The sequence below is a fragment of the Clostridium estertheticum subsp. estertheticum genome (genome assembly GCF_001877035.1).
GTDB classification, from domain to species: Bacteria; Bacillota; Clostridia; order Clostridiales; family Clostridiaceae; genus Clostridium_AD; species Clostridium_AD estertheticum.
The window spans coordinates 3530387-3545038 of sequence record NZ_CP015756.1 but is presented as its reverse complement, the minus strand read 5'-3'; the positions used below and the strand labels follow the sequence as shown (position 1 = coordinate 3545038).

Genomic DNA, 14652 nt, shown 5'->3' with positions numbered 1-14652 from the left:
TTTATGGTCCTACGATACAAAATACCGAAAGGAGTAAAACATGGATTTTCAAGAATTATCTTTAAAAGAAAAAGTCGAGGTTACTGTAAATGAATTTAAACGTAGGGATAAGGTAGCAGCACAAGGGAAAAAAGAAGCAGATCAGTATATGAAAAGAAAATTTTTTCAAGTAGGAAACATAATTAAATCTAAAAAGAAAGGTGCTAAACAAAAATGGTAATAAAAAAAGAAGAAACTATAAAGGATAGTGGAGAAAGAACAGAGTTTAGTACTGGTGCAGTAAGAGACATGCACATAGGTAAAGGCAGATATGACTTATTGCCTTGGGATGCCATACATGAATTAGCAATTCATTGTGAAGATGGAGCTTTAAAGTATGGTGAAAGAAATTGTGAAAAGGGTATTCCACTACACAGCCTACTGGATTCAGCCACTAGACATTTAAGCTGCTATTTAAGAGGACAGAAAGAAGAAAAACACCTTAGAGCGGCAATGTGGAATGTAGCTATGGCCATAGAAATGGAATTGAAACATAAAGAGTTGCAAGATATACCAGCGAGGTTGGAATAATGGAACAAATATTTATTAGAGTTAAAACTGTTAAAAATGGCGTTGTTAATATATTTGATAAAAACATTATGGAATCAACTGATGATGAAAGATTTACATGGTATACATCAATTAGTAAAGGTCAAATAGCAGATATATTGGAAAAATTTATAGAAAACAAAATGGTGGAGGAAAATAAAAAATGAATAAAGTTGTAATAGTTGGAAGATTAACAAAGGATCCTGAACTTAAGTTTGCTCAGGGAACTGGAACAGCAGTAGCAACATTCACAGTAGCGGTTAATAGGAGATTTAAAAGAGAAGGTCAACCTGATGCTGACTTCATACCAGTAGTAGTGTTTGGTAAACAAGCAGAAGCAACAGCTAACTATATGAGCAAAGGTAAACTGCTAAGTGTATCTGGAAACATTCAAACTAGAAATTATGAAGCTAAAGATGGAAATAGAAGATATGTTACTGAGGTTATTGCTGATGAAGTTGACTTCCTTGAATGGGGAGGTAAACCAGGTAGTAAACCAGCTGAAAATAAAGAAACAAATATTGAAGATGTAACACCTATAGAAGATGGCGAAATACCATTCTAAGGGTAAAAGTTAGGTCGTATTCGCTAAATAATTTGACTTGAAATATGGAGGATATTATGAGAATAATGCGAAGGTGGAATAAAAGATGGATGGAATAGAAGAAATGATTGAAATAAAAATATTATTTAAAAATGGTGAGTGTGCTTACTATACAACATCTAAAGATATAGATAGCATATTTGAGTTAATAGGCGATGCTAAACGAGATTGTCAAAGTGGAATTATTCAATTAGAGGAAATATGTAGCAATAAACAAACTCTTATTGATATTCAAGAAATAGCTACATTCGGATATAGCATGGTAGCAAAATAGCTACGCATTTCAAAGATAAGGAGATGAAACTCATTGAAATTTATTATTGATGGAAAAATATACGATACAGAAAAAGCAGAAACTATTATAAAATATGAAACTTCTTACCCTATAAAAATATTAACTGGTCATACAATCTATGTAAGAAGACCAACAACATTATACAAAACTAAAAAAGGAAATTGGTTTTCTGTTAATATTGGTGATTTTGAACAACATAACTTTAACAAAGAAAATGAAATAAGTGTAAAACGACTTTTTACAGAACTAAATAAAATCAAGTTATATACAAAGTATTTTGAAGAGTTAGACGAAGCATAAGTTAAAACTAATCTGTCATAAAAAAGGAGATAATCATGGAAAATAAAATTGTTTCAGAAAAAACTATGGAAGGCTTAAGAATAGCATGCGGTGAAATAGCAAAGGTAATGAAAAAAGTTGTAAAAATATTAACTAAAGTTTGGGATTTTATTATGAAATTTGTAAGTGATAATCCTTGGATAATGACTTGGGGACTTAATAAGAATAAATTCAATAAAAGGGCTGTAAATAGAAATAAACTTTACATTAAACGAAAAAAGCTTGGTAAAAAACTATAAATTAAAAATATGACTGAATAAAAAGGAGATATAAAAGTGGAAAGAAAAATGAGCCGAAACGAAAGAAGGCATCCAAAAGAAAATATAAGACAAGCTCCAACGATTAAAGAACTAGCAATTATAAAAGTGGGTGAGTATATAACAAATACTGCAAAAATAGTTAAGAAATATTATTTTAATGCAATGAGAAGCAATGGAATAAGTGAGGTAAGAGCAAATAAAATAGCAGATGAAATGGAAGAGATGTTAAAAGCAGAAGCAAAGTGAAAAGAATTAGGGCGAAAAAAAGGGCCGCTCGTCTAGATAACATTCAGCCCTTTTAAATATCAACTAAAAAAATAGGAGATATTTATATTATAACATGAATACGAAAGATTTTCTGCATAAAACAAACTTAGGGGATGGTTATTATTTACGCAATTAATACTTATAAAGACTTATGTATAGAAATAGATATAGCAAACATGAACATATCAAGGCTTAAGAATGAGAAAAAAAGCTTAGAAGGTTTACTTAAAGCACCAGGCGAACTCAAAGCGCAAACTTATTCAGATATGCCACATGGTTCAATGAATTTTACAACATTAGAAAGAGTTATACCAAGTATTAATAAGCTAGAAGTAAGGTTAGAAAGAGAAGAATTGATGTTAAAAGGTATGTTAGAACAAAAGGAACTAATGAATATTAAATTAAAGTCGTTAACAGGTATAGAATATAAAATTGTTAAGCTAAAAGATGTTGATGATTTAAATTATATACAAATATCACAAAGATTAAATATAAGTAAAAGCAAAGTAGAAAGAACTATGGCTAAAATTAAAAAAGAAAGAAAATTAAAAAATAAATAAACTATTTTTAAAAATGACGTCTTTTGACGGTTTTACTAGATTATAGTATGTATAACGAGAAATGAAGAAAGACATTGGAGATAATCCAGTGTCTTTTCTTATACTCAAAATTAAGAGGGGGTAAAAGTATGAGTAATAGGATTAAATCAAAATTGAAAGATTGCGTTCTTATACTTGATCCTCATATAAAGAGCAGACAGGTGAGAAATGAATGATAAAAAGACCTGCAAAGCCTATATTAGAGAGCAAATATGAAAGATTTAAATATAGATTAGAAGAAATTAGTAATACATGGTCCGAAAGAAACCTAACATTGTTTTTATTAGGAATTGCAACAGGATATAGATTACAGGACCTAGTTGATTTAACTATTGCTGGGATAAAAGAAGCATTAAGTAATAAACAATTTGAAATTCAAGAAAAAAAACAATACAGGGCATGGAAAACATATATTAAAAATAATCCTAGATCATTAAAAAAGGTTCCTCCAAAGAGAAAACATGGTATAGAACCTCAATTAGAAACTATTCTTAAAAAATATATTAAGGGTAAGAAAAGTAGTGAATATGCTTTCCCATCGCAAAAAGGTGATAACAGCAATTATTTAAGAGCTCAATCTTATTCAGACATATTGAAAAAGGTTGCTGAGGATAAAGAAATTAATCTTAAAAACATAACTGGACATAGTTTACGTAAAACTTATGCAAGGCGATTATATGAAGCCACAAACGATATTGAGTATGTAAGAATTGCGTTAGGACATTTAAGTATTGAAGTTACAAAGAAATATTTAGGGTTAGATGATGAAGTAAAAGAGGGTGCAGCAAAGATAGCTGCTAGAAAATTATAATTATATTTTTTTAGCAATAAATCGGTAAATAGATAAGGTGTACTTATTTAAGGGTTAACAATAAAATAATATCTATTATAAGAATAGTAAAATAATAATCCGTAATCGTGTATGTTATTACCGATTTACAAGTAGAAAATAAAAGTGCTTTAAAGTTAGTTATATCAATGCTTAAGAATAGTTTTTATATTAATTATATTATTTTAAAAATTAAGCAAAAAAAATATAAAGAGCCCATGAAAAACAAAAGGCTCTTTATAATGAGGTGATAACGTGGGAAGAAACAATATGGATGAAGAACTAGAAAGCCAGCTAAAGCTTATTGTATCTATGGTTAAGGATGGTTGTAGTGATAAAGAAATAGTGGGAAAGTTAGGAATTTCGCCCTCAACATGGAAACGTAAAAAGGCTCAAAATAAAATAATCAAGGATGCATTGGATGAAATCTTAGATAATAGAAACTATGAAGTAGAAGAATCTTTATTTAAATGTTGTAATGGTTATTTTTATTATGAAGAAGTAGTTACAAAAGTTAAAGAAGAAGTAGTTGGAGAAAATGATATAGTGCTTACAAAAGAAGATGTTAAGATATCTAAAGTTAAAAAGTATAAAGCGGCTGATATAGTAGCAATAAAGTATTGGCTTAATAATAAAAAGAAGGTTGTTTGGAAAGATGATCCTCATAAAGTTGCTAATGATAAGAAGATTACTGGACTTAAGGCAATAGAAGTTAATGCCAAAGTTGGTGAGATATAAGGAGGAGTTGTAAAGCGTGGAGGACAAGATAAACAGTTGTAAGTATTGTGTCTTACGAAGGTATGACAGAGGTCATAGGGAGTGGGTATGTAGTAAAGGTATTGTAAGAGTTGAGGGCGAGAGTTGTGGAGAACGTAAAGAACAATAATATATGAAGGAGTGGTTAATAATGAGTAAAAGTATTGTATATCAATGTTTAAAGTGTGATAAAGAACATAGGCTAGATGCATGGGATAAGGTGCTTGGCAATATGAGATGTGAATGTGGTGGTATTTTAGCTTTAAAAGGTAAGCAAACAAGTACGATAGCAAAAGGTATAACGGTGGATATAGGTGTAGAGTTTAAAGGATATGATAAAGCAAAGCAGCAGTTGAGGAACTTAGAAGCTACATGCGATAGGATATTAGAGAAACAGGAGAAGATAGGTAAGACTAAGGTTGATGAGGGTATAACCATTAATAACGGTGGTGTACTGAAGATAGGTGGTAGTTATGGAGCAAGAACAGAAGCAATAACAAAATGTATTGTTAAGCCTAATGCTAAAGAGTTTAGTATCAACGGTAAGACGATGAATGTGTTGTGTTGCAATATGCCAGCACAGTTACAACCGAAGAAACGTAAGACTATATTCGTTGAGATAGATGGTGAGATAAGGACAGCAACAGTAGATGACCGCGTATTCTACAATAGGTAATGGATACTAAGGAGTTAGTACAATGGATAAGGACTCTATACTTACATAACAATATCAAAGCGTTCTATATGAATATCATATGGAGAGTGCCAAGGTCAGAGGTATTAAAGGATCAACACAATGAATGCCAGATGTGTAAGAGTAGAGGATTGGTTGAACCTGCAACAATGGTACATCATATCAAGTATCTTAAGTATCATCCTGAGTTAGCAATAGAGAAGGACAACCTCATGGCATTGTGTAGTGAATGCCACTGGTTAGTTCATCATCATATAGTTGTTAAGAAACAATTGAATGAGGAGAGGTGGTAAGGTTATGAGCACAGTGTTAACAGATGAACAGATAGTTAAGGTAGAGAAAGCGTTGGACATTAAGTTATATGAATGGCAACGTATGTTATTACAATCAAGTAGTAGTGTCAGTGTAGAGATACCTAAAGATAGAGGCATTGGTAGAACATTAATGTATTGTATCAATCTTGCGATGACAATAGGCAAACCAATTAATAAACAAGACATTTGGGAGTATTCAGATTGGCATGGAAGATATGGTAGACATTATGATGAACTCTTCTTTAAAGATATGTTTTTAGATATATGGAGTAAATTAAGAGACGTAGGTTTGCCAGTAAGACATATCACTACTAGAAACTACGATGGTAATAGGGTTATCAATAAGGATATATAATATTGAAAAGAATGGGGCTGTCACTGATATTTACGTTTGAAGTAAAATTATAAATGAGAATGAAGCTATAGGCTACCCCCGGTCGAAAAATGTGGGAAAATTCTAGGAATCTGCTAGAACGGTGCAATATTAAGACAAAAGAGAAACATCACGCATGTGGGAAAAATCTGAGTGAAAGGAGAAAAATTTTAAAATATGAAAAATGCAATTGAAGTTAAGGAGTCATTAATTAAACAACTTGAAAATAAAGATGCAAAAACAGATTACTTTTTATCTTTAATTGATGATTATATTTGGTACTTTAATCAAGAAGTTGAAATGCAAGAAGATGTAAAAACACGCGGAAGACGTTATAAAGCAAAATCAGCTTCGGGTTTTATGATGATGAAAGAGAATGAATCTTTAAAAAATGCAGTAACATTCAATAAACAAAAACTAGCAATACTTAAGCAACTTGGATTAACAATTGACAATGTCGTGGGTGATGCTATTGAGCTATAAAGTATTAATACCTGAATTACAAAATTATATTGATTTAGTAAGAAGTAAAAAAATAGAAGTTTGTAAAGAACAGTTCCAATTGATAGATTATATAGAAAAATGTTTTGAAAATGAAAATTTATTTATTGATGAAGTACAATTGCATAAGTATTTAAGCCAGCAGAAATACTTTCCATTTGATTTAATTGAATGGGAGGTATTTTGTTTTACCCTCCATAATTGTACGTACTCTAGTCCTGGTATTTTAAGATGGCCTGATTTACTTATTTTTGTAGGACGTGGCGCAGGTAAAAATGGTTATTTATCATTTGAGGATTTTTGTTTAATAGGTGACTATAATCCAGTGAAAAACTATGATATTGATATTTGTGCAAATGCAGAGGAGCAAGCTAAGACAAGCTTTGATGATGTATGGAATGTGCTAGAAGCTAATAAAAAAGTGTTAAAGAATTTTTTTACATGGACTAAAGAATTAATAACTTGTATAAAGACAGGATCTAAACTTAGATTTAGAACATCAAACGCAAAAACTAAAGATGGTGGTAGACCTGGTAAAGTAGATTTTGACGAGTATCATCAATATGAGAATTATAGTAGCATTCAGGTATTTAAAACAGGCCTAGGGAAAAAGAAAAATCCACGTACGACAATTACAACTACAAATGGAGACGTGAGGGATGGCCCTTTAGATAAATTAATTATAAGGGCACTAGATATATTAAAAGGTGCTAGAGAAGATAATGGATTAATATGTTTTATTTCTAAACTGGATGATGAAGAAGAAGTAAATAATCCTAAAATGTGGGATAAAGCAAACCCTTCATTACATCATTTCCCTGAACTTTTTGCAACTATGAAACGTGAATATGTTGACTACAAAGATGATCCGATAAGTAATTCTAGTTTTATGATTAAGAGGATGAATATAGCAGTAGGCAACATAGATGTAGAAGTTACATCATGGGAAAATATACTTGCAACCGATAAAGAAATACCGAATTTAGAAGGGCTAACATGTACAGCGGGCATAGATTTCGCTATGACTACAGACTTTGTATGCGCTGGCCTATTGTTTTTATTTAAAGGCAAATATTATTGGCTAAGCCATACGTGGGTATGTAAAAGATGCAAAGACTTGAAAAGAATTAAGGCGCCATTAGATGAATGGGCGAGTGAAAAGGGCGGAAAACTCTTAACATTTGTTGATGATGTAGAAGTAACACCCAACTTACCAGCTGAATGGTTGGCAGAGCAAGCACTTAAATATAATATAACCACTCTTGGCATGGATAAGTTTAGATTTGCAACACTTAAAAGAGCATTGAAAGAAGTAGGTTTCGATATAGAAAAAGACGGTGCAAATAATATTAAGATTGCAAGACCGTCTGATGAAATGTTTGTGGCCCCTACAATAAATTCTTTATTTGTTAAGCACGATATAGTGTATGGAGATTCACCTTTAATGAGGTGGTACACAAACAATACAAGCAAGAAATCTGAACCACATGATAACATTTCATATGGCAAAATTGAACCTAAGAGCCGAAAAACAGATGGATTTAAAGCATTTATTGCGGCTATGATAGCTGGGGGATTAGATTTAGAGGATAGCGAGGGTGCAGTGGAACTAGACTTAGATTGCTATACCTATTAACTATTATAAATATGTAGTATTATATATGTATGTAAGGAGTTGATAGATGTGGGGTTATTTAGTAAGAAAGATAATGATGGCAATATAGAGATGGCAGCAAAACATACTAGTGGCTTAGAAGCAATGTATTTAAAAGATATAATGATTTATGCTACATGGAATGAAAGTAAGAGAAGTATAATATTTAAGAATAAAACTTATACTAAAAAGCAAATAGAACAAACGGTAAACTTAAGTATTGATAAAATAAAAAGAATTGGAATTATTTCAGAAAAAGAAATTATAGAACATAATAAAAGTGTTGGTGGGAGAGCGGTTGCAGGTGGACTTTTGTTAGGCCCTTTAGGGTTGTTAGTTGGAGGGATGTCTGGAATCGGTAAAAATAAAACAACGAAAATTAAAATGTTTATGATTATAAATTACGATGAAGATAGAGTTATTACTCTCGAACTTCCATTAATACCTATTAACTCAAATAAATTAACATTAGCAGTAAGGGCACATTTAAACTTACCTAATGAAATAACTCTTTAAAACGTGAAGCACTCTAATAGCTAGGGTGCTTTTCTTATACCCAAAACATGAGGGGAGGTGAGAACAATAATATGAGTATTGGTTTCATAGACTGGATGAAAAGTTTCCTAGGTGTAGGAGGAACAACAGTAAACATGACCTCGACAGCGATTTCTTCTGAGCAAAAATTAAATATCGAATTATTTGCAGTATTTAGCGCGATTAACTTAATAGCTAGTAGTGTATCGAAGTGTGAGTTTAAAACTTATGCAAAAGGTATTGAATTTAAAGGTGACAATTATTACAAATGGAACATAGAACCTAGCAAAAATAAAAATTCAAGCCAGTTTCAGCAAGAATTAATTACTAAATTGCTATTTAACAATGAAGTTTTAGTATTACCTATAGGCGATCAGCTCATAATCGCGGACTCTTTTTATCAAGAAGAATTTGCAATTGCAGAAAATACCTTTAGTAGTATTACTAGCGGTACTTTAAGTTTTAATAAAACCTACAATATGAGCGATGTTTACTATTACAAGCTAGGGAATACAGATATAAGGGCATTATTAAGTAATTTAGTTAAAGGGTATAACGATCTGTTAAATATGTCCGTAGACAAATACGACCAAAGCGGTGGGCGCAAAGGCATACTTGACATTGATTCAACAGCAAGCGGTAACGTAAACTTTCAGGAGAAGTTAGAAAATCTTATGAACAAAAGATTCAAAACATATTTTGAATCAAGAAATGCAGTATTACCGTTGGAAAAAGGTTATAAATATACCGAGAACGGTGGAGAAGCAAGTAAAAAAAGCACTAGTGAAATTGCAGATATAGCAGTTATCACAAAAGAAATCTTTGAAAGAACAGGGCAAGCGTTTAAAATACCACCTTCATTGTTGAGAGGGGACATTGCAGACATAGTAGCAACGACTACAAATTATTTGACATTTTGCGTTGACCCTATATGTTGCATGATAGATGAGGAAAATATTAGAAAAAATTATGGCAAACCCGCTTTTTTAGCTGGTAACTATATGAGAATTGATACTACAACAATTAGACATATTGATCTATTTAGCATATCAGAGGCTTTTGATAAGCTTATTGCTAGTGGAGGCTATAGTATCGATGATTTAAGAGTAAAGGCAGGAGATGTAGCATTGAATACACCGTGGAGCAGACAACATGTAATAACTAAAAATTATCAAAAGATTGAAAGTCTAGGGGTTGAAACTACAACAACTACAGTTACAAAACAATAATGAAAGGGGGTGATAATTATGGCAAAAACAAAAACTAATTTTTTAATTAAGCAAATGGCAGAAATCGGAACACTTGATTTATACATTTACGATGATGTAGCAGAGGATAGTGTGAATTGGTGGACTGATGAAGTTACTGAAAGCGAAACATCTGCGAAATATATGAGGGCTCAACTTGAAAGTGCAAAAGATGTTAAACAAATTAATATTTATATTAATAGTTATGGTGGAAGTGTCAAAGAAGGCTTAGCAATATATAACCAACTAAAAAGACATACTGCACAGAAAACTGCTTATATAGATGGGTTTGCATGTTCGACAGCAAGCGTAATTCCAATGGCATGCGATAAAGTAGTAATGGGTACAAATACATTAATGATGATACATCATGCAGCCATGGGCGCGTGGGGCAATGCGGAAGAACTTAGAAAGGCTGCAAATGATGTTGAAGTTATAGATAGTGCTAGTTGTTCAAGCTATCTTGCAAAAGCTGGTGACAAATTAACAGCAGAAACTTTGAAAGCATTATTAGATGAACAAACATGGCTTAGTGCTGAACAATGTTTGTTATATGGGTTAGCTGATGAAATAACTGGCAAAGAAGATAAGACAATTACAGAAGCTAAACAAAGATTTAATGCTGCAATGAAATTTGAAGTTGAACAACAGGAACCAGTTTTAAAAGTTCCACCAGAATTAATAGTACAGAAAACTAATGCTGAAAGATTAATGATGGCATTTAATAAAAAAATGGAGGTAAAATAATGACAATTAAAAATAAAGATCTTATTCAACAACAACTTAAAGATAGCTTAGCGGTGGCAATGAAATCCACAGACGAAAATGCAATAGCAACCGCATTTGCAGCATTTGCAGAAGATGTTCAACAAAATGTAATGGAAGAGTTTGAAACATATCAAAAAACAGCAGACAGTAATATTTTAACTAAACGTGGAGTGCACCAGTTAACCGCGGTTGAGGATAAATTTTATCAAAGTGTAATTACTGCTATGAGATCTAGTGATCCTAGACAAGCATTTACGACTTTACCAGCAGCGTACCCTGAGACAATCATAGATAATGTTATTGCTGATATTAAAGCAGAACATCCTTTGTTAGCTGCAATTAATTTTACCAATACTACTATATTAACTAAGATGATCGTTAATAAACAAGGTGCTCAATTAGCATTTTGGGGCCCTATTAACTCTGCGATAACTAAAGAACTAGCTGGACAAATCGGAGTAATTGATTTAACACTTTGTAAATTATCTGCATTTATGCCAATAAGCAAAGATATGTTAGCGGTTGGCCCACAATGGATAGATGCATATGTACGTGGAGTATTGAGCGAGGCAATAGCACTTGCAACAGAAACAGCAATAATTGATGGTACTGGATTAAATGAGCCAATCGGGATGAACAGAAGTGTAGCTGATGATGTAACAGTAACAGCTGGTGTATATCCTCTTAAAACTCCAATGGTAGTATCTAATTTAAACCCACTAACATTTGGTGCAATAGCTGCGAAACTTGCACAAGCACCCAATGGAAAGCAAAGGCCAGTAGCCAATATATTAATAGTAGTTAGTCCAGTAGATTATTTCACAAGAATATACCCAAACACAACTGTAAGAGCACTAGATGGTAGTTATTCTTACAATGTATTACCATTCCCAACAACTATAATACAAAGCACAGCAGTAGCAGCAGGAACAGCTATATTTGGCTTAGCTGACAAGTACCTTATGGGAATTGGAGCGGGAACAAATGGTGGTAAAATTGAATTTTCTGATGAGTTTAGATGGCTAGACGATGAAAGAGTTTATTTATCTAAAATGTATGGTAATGGTAGAGCACTTGATGATAATGCGTTTATACTCGCAGATATTACTGGAATGACCGCAGCAGTATTAGAAGTAGCAGTAAACAATGTTGTTAAGACTAAAGAACAAGCTTAATAAGAGGTGGTTTAAATGACTACAACAGTACCCGAGGGAATACTAGAAATGATAAAGGCATACTTACACATAACGTGGGAGGATGCCAACACAGAGTTAAATTTAATTGATGCAATTGAAAGTAGTGTGGCATATTTGCAAGGAATTGCGGGTGTGTCTGCTATTGATTTTGAGGTAAATAGGTTAGCAAGAGACTTATTAAAAGATAGATGTAGATATATTAATAGCCAAGCATTAGAAGTATTTGAGAAGAATTTTGCTAGTGAATTAATGTCTTTACACATTCAAAGTTTGGTAGACTCCCAACCCGATGTGGTGGAAGTATGAAAATAAAAATAGATAATATTGAATTTTCAAATTTTAATGATGGTGTATGTAACATATTTACTACTGATGAAGATGAAAAAAGACTTCCCAATAAACATACAAGCTTAGGATTTGAGAATAGAATCCTAGGCTTTAAAAGGTTTTTTGAAGGAAATGCCAGGAATATCAATATAAATCGAGTTATAAGAATACCTCAACTAGGTGACATAGATAACGAAGATTATGTTGAAATTGAAGGTGTACCATATGGCATTAAAATAGTACAACCTATTTATGGCACTAATCCACCTAGCGCAGACTTAACGTTAGATAAGGCAAATATATGAGTAATATAAGCATAGATAACTTAGCTAGTGCAATATTAAAAGAACTATCAAGTTATAGTGAAGTAGTTACAGAAGGTGTTAAAAATTCTACCGGAATCGTAGCGAAAGAATGTAATGAAGAAATAAAAGCACATGTAACTTTTAAACAACATTCAGGCAATAAGTATGTTAAAGCTTTTAAAATTAAAAAAACAACTGATACACAATATAATCGTGGATATACATGGTATGTAAGTGGTGATGAATATAGGCTAACCCATTTATTAGAAAAAGGACATGCTCTAAACCAGGGTGGAAGAGCAAAAGCATATCCTCATATTAAATTTGGTGAAGAATTAGCAATAAAAAGAATGCAAGAATTATCCAAGGAGGTAATAGAAAATGCTGGACATTAAGCCATGGTTGGAAACTATAAGCCTTAAAGTTGCAGAGGAACGTTTTTTAAAACCTCCGCCTTTACCTTATATAATTTTTATGGAAGGTGCTTCAGTAAGCGGGGCTGATGATAAAAATTGTATAGCGGATAGAGATATAAGTATTGAATTGTATTCTTTAAAAGTGGATCACGTTTCAGAAATATTAATAGAAAAATTATTAAATGAAAAATCAATAAAGTATAAAAAAGATCGTATGTGGGACGACACAGAAATGTGGTTCGAAACTACATACGATTTTAATTTTGTAGAAAAATTTTAGGAGGTAGTTGTTAATGGCAATAGATGGTAAACAAAAAATAGTTTTAGGGTCAGGTAAATTGTATACAACAGAGTTTGTAAGTGAAACACTCCCAACGGATTTAGAATTAGAGGTACCGGCTAATCTGCTCGGGCTGATACAAGGTGGAGCAACTCTAGAGTACAAGCCAAAATATTATGAAGCAAAAGACGATTTAGGGCTTGTAAGCAAAACAATTTTAACAGAAGAAGAAGTAACTCTAAAAAGCGGGCTAATGACATGGAATGGCGATACATTGGAAAGATTATGTGCTACAGCAAGAGTTGATGAACAATCAACTCCAGGGAAAAGAATTGTAAAAATAGGTGGCATGAATAATCAAGATAGAAAGAAATATGTAATTAGATTTGTGTATCTTGATGCTGTAGACGGAAACATTAGAGTGACGATAGTCGGTAATAATCAAGCTGGATTTAGTTTTAAATTTGCAGCGGATAAAGAAACGGTTGTCGACGCTGAATTTATAGCAGCACCAATGGATAACGAGGGAACAAAAATTATATATGAAGAAGATATCCCTGGGACGGTCACTGCATTAACGGCGGTTTCAATAGCAGGAACAACAAGCGGCACCACTAAAATAACTGTAACACCAACACTTACAATTGGCAATAGCTATATGTATAAAACTGCGACTACGGTTACACGTCCATCATTAAATGATATTTGCAATGTTGCATCAGGGTATACAGCATGGGATGGAATAATTGACATTGCTGCTGTAACTGGAAACAAAATTGGAATAGTTGAAGTTGATAGCGCATTTAAAGCAATTAAAGCAGGGGAAATAGTAGTTACATCATTAGTATAAAATAACGGGGTGTATAGCCCCTTTGGAGGTTGTCAAATGTTTAATTTAAATACAATTAATAAAAGATATTGGGATATAAAATTAAGATTAATAGTTACTAAAATTGTAGATAAGAAAGAAATTGAAGAAGAAGTTGAGCTGAATTTAGAAGTTGAACCGCCTAGCAAAAAAATGCTTACTAAAATAACGGCATTAAGCGGTACCAAAGATGGTAAAAAGGCTACAGATGGCCTATATGATGCGGTCGAAATGTTATTAAATAAAAATAAAGTAAGAACAAAAATAACAGCAGAATCATTATCAAATTTAAATCTCGACCAAATAAATGCAATTCTTACATCATATTTTGAATGGTTAAGCAAAACTAAAGACTCAAAAAACTAAGAGTCCCTTATTTTGACGATGGAGAAGATAAGGGACATTATAACGTTAATACAGTAGAAGAAAAAAGAGTCAGTGATTACACTGGCTATAGTTTTGATGAATTAGAAGATATGTGTGTATTTGAATATTGGTTATTTCTTAGGGATGCAATTATTTATAACTATATGCAGACCGAAGAAGGTAGAGAATATTTAGATAAGTGCTGGATAATGGAGCAAACAAAGCCCGATAGAGTAAGACTAAGAGACAAATACGGAAGAAAGGAGGGATAA

The 14652-nt window shown here is 32.3% G+C and carries 28 protein-coding genes; all 28 read left to right on the top strand.

Annotation, left to right across the window (positions count from 1 at the left end; all coding sequences use genetic code 11):
- The first annotated feature begins 40 nt into the window (after positions 1-40).
- The gene (locus A7L45_RS16700; RefSeq protein ID WP_071613840.1) at positions 41-220 is read left to right on the top strand and encodes a hypothetical protein; all 180 of its coding nucleotides are present in this window, start codon (positions 41-43) and stop codon (positions 218-220) included.
- Entirely contained in the window at positions 214-570 is a 357-nt protein-coding gene (locus A7L45_RS16695) for a dATP/dGTP diphosphohydrolase domain-containing protein (protein ID WP_071613839.1), read from the top strand. Before A7L45_RS16700 ends, A7L45_RS16695 begins: the two co-directional genes overlap by 7 nt.
- The gene (locus tag A7L45_RS16690) at positions 570-755 is read left to right on the top strand and encodes a hypothetical protein (protein ID WP_071613838.1); all 186 of its coding nucleotides are present in this window, start codon (positions 570-572) and stop codon (positions 753-755) included. Before A7L45_RS16695 ends, A7L45_RS16690 begins: the two co-directional genes overlap by 1 nt.
- Entirely contained in the window at positions 752-1153 is a 402-nt protein-coding gene (locus A7L45_RS16685) for a single-stranded DNA-binding protein (RefSeq protein ID WP_071613837.1), read from the top strand. The genes A7L45_RS16690 and A7L45_RS16685 overlap by 4 nt, the downstream gene beginning before the upstream one ends.
- Positions 1154-1238: 85 nt before the next feature.
- On the top strand, positions 1239-1466 hold the full coding sequence (locus A7L45_RS16680) for a hypothetical protein (RefSeq protein WP_071613836.1): 228 nt from the start codon (positions 1239-1241) through the stop codon (positions 1464-1466).
- A gap of 33 nt (positions 1467-1499) precedes the next feature.
- A complete protein-coding gene (locus tag A7L45_RS16675; RefSeq protein WP_071613835.1) occupies positions 1500-1787 on the top strand; it encodes a hypothetical protein in 288 nt (95 codons plus the stop codon).
- 35 nt (positions 1788-1822) lie between these two features.
- The gene (locus A7L45_RS16670) at positions 1823-2065 is read left to right on the top strand and encodes a hypothetical protein (RefSeq protein WP_071613834.1); all 243 of its coding nucleotides are present in this window, start codon (positions 1823-1825) and stop codon (positions 2063-2065) included.
- A 36-nt stretch (positions 2066-2101) separates the two neighbouring features.
- Complete coding sequence (locus tag A7L45_RS16665) at positions 2102-2332, top strand: hypothetical protein (protein ID WP_071613833.1); 231 nt, start codon at positions 2102-2104, stop codon at positions 2330-2332.
- 134 nt (positions 2333-2466) lie between these two features.
- Positions 2467-2913 carry a sigma-70 RNA polymerase sigma factor region 4 domain-containing protein gene (locus tag A7L45_RS16660; protein WP_071613832.1) on the top strand — a complete coding sequence of 149 codons (447 nt, stop codon included), beginning with the start codon at positions 2467-2469 and terminating at the stop codon, positions 2911-2913.
- Positions 2914-3124: 211 nt separating this feature from the next.
- A complete protein-coding gene (locus tag A7L45_RS16655; protein ID WP_071613831.1) occupies positions 3125-3763 on the top strand; it encodes a tyrosine-type recombinase/integrase in 639 nt (212 codons plus the stop codon).
- Positions 3764-4036: 273 nt separating this feature from the next.
- Positions 4037-4519: a Xaa-His dipeptidase gene (locus A7L45_RS16650; RefSeq protein WP_071613830.1), complete on the top strand. Its 483-nt coding sequence runs from the start codon at positions 4037-4039 to the stop codon at positions 4517-4519.
- A gap of 16 nt (positions 4520-4535) precedes the next feature.
- Positions 4536-4667, top strand: a complete 132-nt coding sequence (locus A7L45_RS24125; RefSeq protein ID WP_257786554.1) for a hypothetical protein — start codon at positions 4536-4538, stop codon at positions 4665-4667.
- Positions 4668-4688: 21 nt separating this feature from the next.
- Complete coding sequence (locus tag A7L45_RS16645; protein ID WP_071613829.1) at positions 4689-5213, top strand: hypothetical protein; 525 nt, start codon at positions 4689-4691, stop codon at positions 5211-5213.
- Positions 5213-5524, top strand: a complete 312-nt coding sequence (locus A7L45_RS24245) for an HNH endonuclease (RefSeq protein WP_071613828.1) — start codon at positions 5213-5215, stop codon at positions 5522-5524. Before A7L45_RS16645 ends, A7L45_RS24245 begins: the two co-directional genes overlap by 1 nt.
- 4 nt (positions 5525-5528) lie before the next feature.
- Positions 5529-5900, top strand: coding sequence for a hypothetical protein (locus A7L45_RS16635; protein ID WP_071613827.1), 372 nt, complete (start codon positions 5529-5531; stop codon positions 5898-5900).
- A gap of 195 nt (positions 5901-6095) precedes the next feature.
- Positions 6096-6401: a P27 family phage terminase small subunit gene (locus A7L45_RS16630; protein WP_071613826.1), complete on the top strand. Its 306-nt coding sequence runs from the start codon at positions 6096-6098 to the stop codon at positions 6399-6401.
- Positions 6385-8055 (top strand): terminase TerL endonuclease subunit, encoded by a 1671-nt coding sequence (locus tag A7L45_RS16625; protein ID WP_071613825.1) that lies wholly within the window; start codon positions 6385-6387, stop codon positions 8053-8055. The genes A7L45_RS16630 and A7L45_RS16625 overlap by 17 nt, the downstream gene beginning before the upstream one ends.
- 48 nt (positions 8056-8103) lie before the next feature.
- Positions 8104-8589: a hypothetical protein gene (locus tag A7L45_RS16620; RefSeq protein WP_071613824.1), complete on the top strand. Its 486-nt coding sequence runs from the start codon at positions 8104-8106 to the stop codon at positions 8587-8589.
- Between the two features lie 71 nt (positions 8590-8660).
- Positions 8661-9836 (top strand): phage portal protein, encoded by a 1176-nt coding sequence (locus A7L45_RS16615; protein ID WP_071613823.1) that lies wholly within the window; start codon positions 8661-8663, stop codon positions 9834-9836.
- Positions 9837-9854: 18 nt separating this feature from the next.
- Positions 9855-10601: a head maturation protease, ClpP-related gene (locus A7L45_RS16610; RefSeq protein WP_071613822.1), complete on the top strand. Its 747-nt coding sequence runs from the start codon at positions 9855-9857 to the stop codon at positions 10599-10601.
- Positions 10601-11797, top strand: a complete 1197-nt coding sequence (locus A7L45_RS16605) for a phage major capsid protein (protein ID WP_236900459.1) — start codon at positions 10601-10603, stop codon at positions 11795-11797. The genes A7L45_RS16610 and A7L45_RS16605 overlap by 1 nt, the downstream gene beginning before the upstream one ends.
- Positions 11798-11812: 15 nt before the next feature.
- Positions 11813-12124 (top strand): hypothetical protein, encoded by a 312-nt coding sequence (locus A7L45_RS16600; protein WP_071613821.1) that lies wholly within the window; start codon positions 11813-11815, stop codon positions 12122-12124.
- Positions 12121-12450, top strand: a complete 330-nt coding sequence (locus A7L45_RS16595; protein ID WP_071613820.1) for a hypothetical protein — start codon at positions 12121-12123, stop codon at positions 12448-12450. The genes A7L45_RS16600 and A7L45_RS16595 overlap by 4 nt, the downstream gene beginning before the upstream one ends.
- Complete coding sequence (locus A7L45_RS16590) at positions 12447-12845, top strand: hypothetical protein (protein WP_071613819.1); 399 nt, start codon at positions 12447-12449, stop codon at positions 12843-12845. The genes A7L45_RS16595 and A7L45_RS16590 overlap by 4 nt, the downstream gene beginning before the upstream one ends.
- A complete protein-coding gene (locus A7L45_RS16585; protein ID WP_071613818.1) occupies positions 12832-13146 on the top strand; it encodes a hypothetical protein in 315 nt (104 codons plus the stop codon). The genes A7L45_RS16590 and A7L45_RS16585 overlap by 14 nt, the downstream gene beginning before the upstream one ends.
- 13 nt (positions 13147-13159) lie before the next feature.
- A complete protein-coding gene (locus A7L45_RS23360) occupies positions 13160-13996 on the top strand; it encodes a hypothetical protein (RefSeq protein WP_169829616.1) in 837 nt (278 codons plus the stop codon).
- A gap of 36 nt (positions 13997-14032) precedes the next feature.
- On the top strand, positions 14033-14380 hold the full coding sequence (locus A7L45_RS16575) for a hypothetical protein (protein ID WP_071613817.1): 348 nt from the start codon (positions 14033-14035) through the stop codon (positions 14378-14380).
- Between the two features lie 110 nt (positions 14381-14490).
- Positions 14491-14652 carry a hypothetical protein gene (locus A7L45_RS23940; RefSeq protein WP_236900458.1) on the top strand — a complete coding sequence of 54 codons (162 nt, stop codon included), beginning with the start codon at positions 14491-14493 and terminating at the stop codon, positions 14650-14652.

Coding starts and splice junctions, on each gene's coding strand:
- A7L45_RS16625 (WP_071613825.1), top strand. CDS start 6,385: ATGCTATTGAGCTATAAAGTATTAATACCTGAATTACAAAATTATATT.
- A7L45_RS16690 (WP_071613838.1), top strand. CDS start 570: ATGGAACAAATATTTATTAGAGTTAAAACTGTTAAAAATGGCGTTGTT.
- A7L45_RS16695 (WP_071613839.1), top strand. CDS start 214: ATGGTAATAAAAAAAGAAGAAACTATAAAGGATAGTGGAGAAAGAACA.
- A7L45_RS16610 (WP_071613822.1), top strand. CDS start 9,855: ATGGCAAAAACAAAAACTAATTTTTTAATTAAGCAAATGGCAGAAATC.
- A7L45_RS23360 (WP_169829616.1), top strand. CDS start 13,160: ATGGCAATAGATGGTAAACAAAAAATAGTTTTAGGGTCAGGTAAATTG.
- A7L45_RS24245 (WP_071613828.1), top strand. CDS start 5,213: ATGGATACTAAGGAGTTAGTACAATGGATAAGGACTCTATACTTACAT.
- A7L45_RS16605 (WP_236900459.1), top strand. CDS start 10,601: ATGACAATTAAAAATAAAGATCTTATTCAACAACAACTTAAAGATAGC.
- A7L45_RS16585 (WP_071613818.1), top strand. CDS start 12,832: ATGCTGGACATTAAGCCATGGTTGGAAACTATAAGCCTTAAAGTTGCA.
- A7L45_RS16685 (WP_071613837.1), top strand. CDS start 752: ATGAATAAAGTTGTAATAGTTGGAAGATTAACAAAGGATCCTGAACTT.
- A7L45_RS16670 (WP_071613834.1), top strand. CDS start 1,823: ATGGAAAATAAAATTGTTTCAGAAAAAACTATGGAAGGCTTAAGAATA.
- A7L45_RS16575 (WP_071613817.1), top strand. CDS start 14,033: ATGTTTAATTTAAATACAATTAATAAAAGATATTGGGATATAAAATTA.
- A7L45_RS16655 (WP_071613831.1), top strand. CDS start 3,125: ATGATAAAAAGACCTGCAAAGCCTATATTAGAGAGCAAATATGAAAGA.
- A7L45_RS16615 (WP_071613823.1), top strand. CDS start 8,661: ATGAGTATTGGTTTCATAGACTGGATGAAAAGTTTCCTAGGTGTAGGA.
- A7L45_RS16590 (WP_071613819.1), top strand. CDS start 12,447: ATGAGTAATATAAGCATAGATAACTTAGCTAGTGCAATATTAAAAGAA.
- A7L45_RS16645 (WP_071613829.1), top strand. CDS start 4,689: ATGAGTAAAAGTATTGTATATCAATGTTTAAAGTGTGATAAAGAACAT.
- A7L45_RS16595 (WP_071613820.1), top strand. CDS start 12,121: ATGAAAATAAAAATAGATAATATTGAATTTTCAAATTTTAATGATGGT.
- A7L45_RS16630 (WP_071613826.1), top strand. CDS start 6,096: ATGAAAAATGCAATTGAAGTTAAGGAGTCATTAATTAAACAACTTGAA.
- A7L45_RS16600 (WP_071613821.1), top strand. CDS start 11,813: ATGACTACAACAGTACCCGAGGGAATACTAGAAATGATAAAGGCATAC.
- A7L45_RS16660 (WP_071613832.1), top strand. CDS start 2,467: ATGGTTATTATTTACGCAATTAATACTTATAAAGACTTATGTATAGAA.
- A7L45_RS16635 (WP_071613827.1), top strand. CDS start 5,529: ATGAGCACAGTGTTAACAGATGAACAGATAGTTAAGGTAGAGAAAGCG.
- A7L45_RS16680 (WP_071613836.1), top strand. CDS start 1,239: ATGGATGGAATAGAAGAAATGATTGAAATAAAAATATTATTTAAAAAT.
- A7L45_RS16700 (WP_071613840.1), top strand. CDS start 41: ATGGATTTTCAAGAATTATCTTTAAAAGAAAAAGTCGAGGTTACTGTA.
- A7L45_RS23940 (WP_236900458.1), top strand. CDS start 14,491: ATGTGTGTATTTGAATATTGGTTATTTCTTAGGGATGCAATTATTTAT.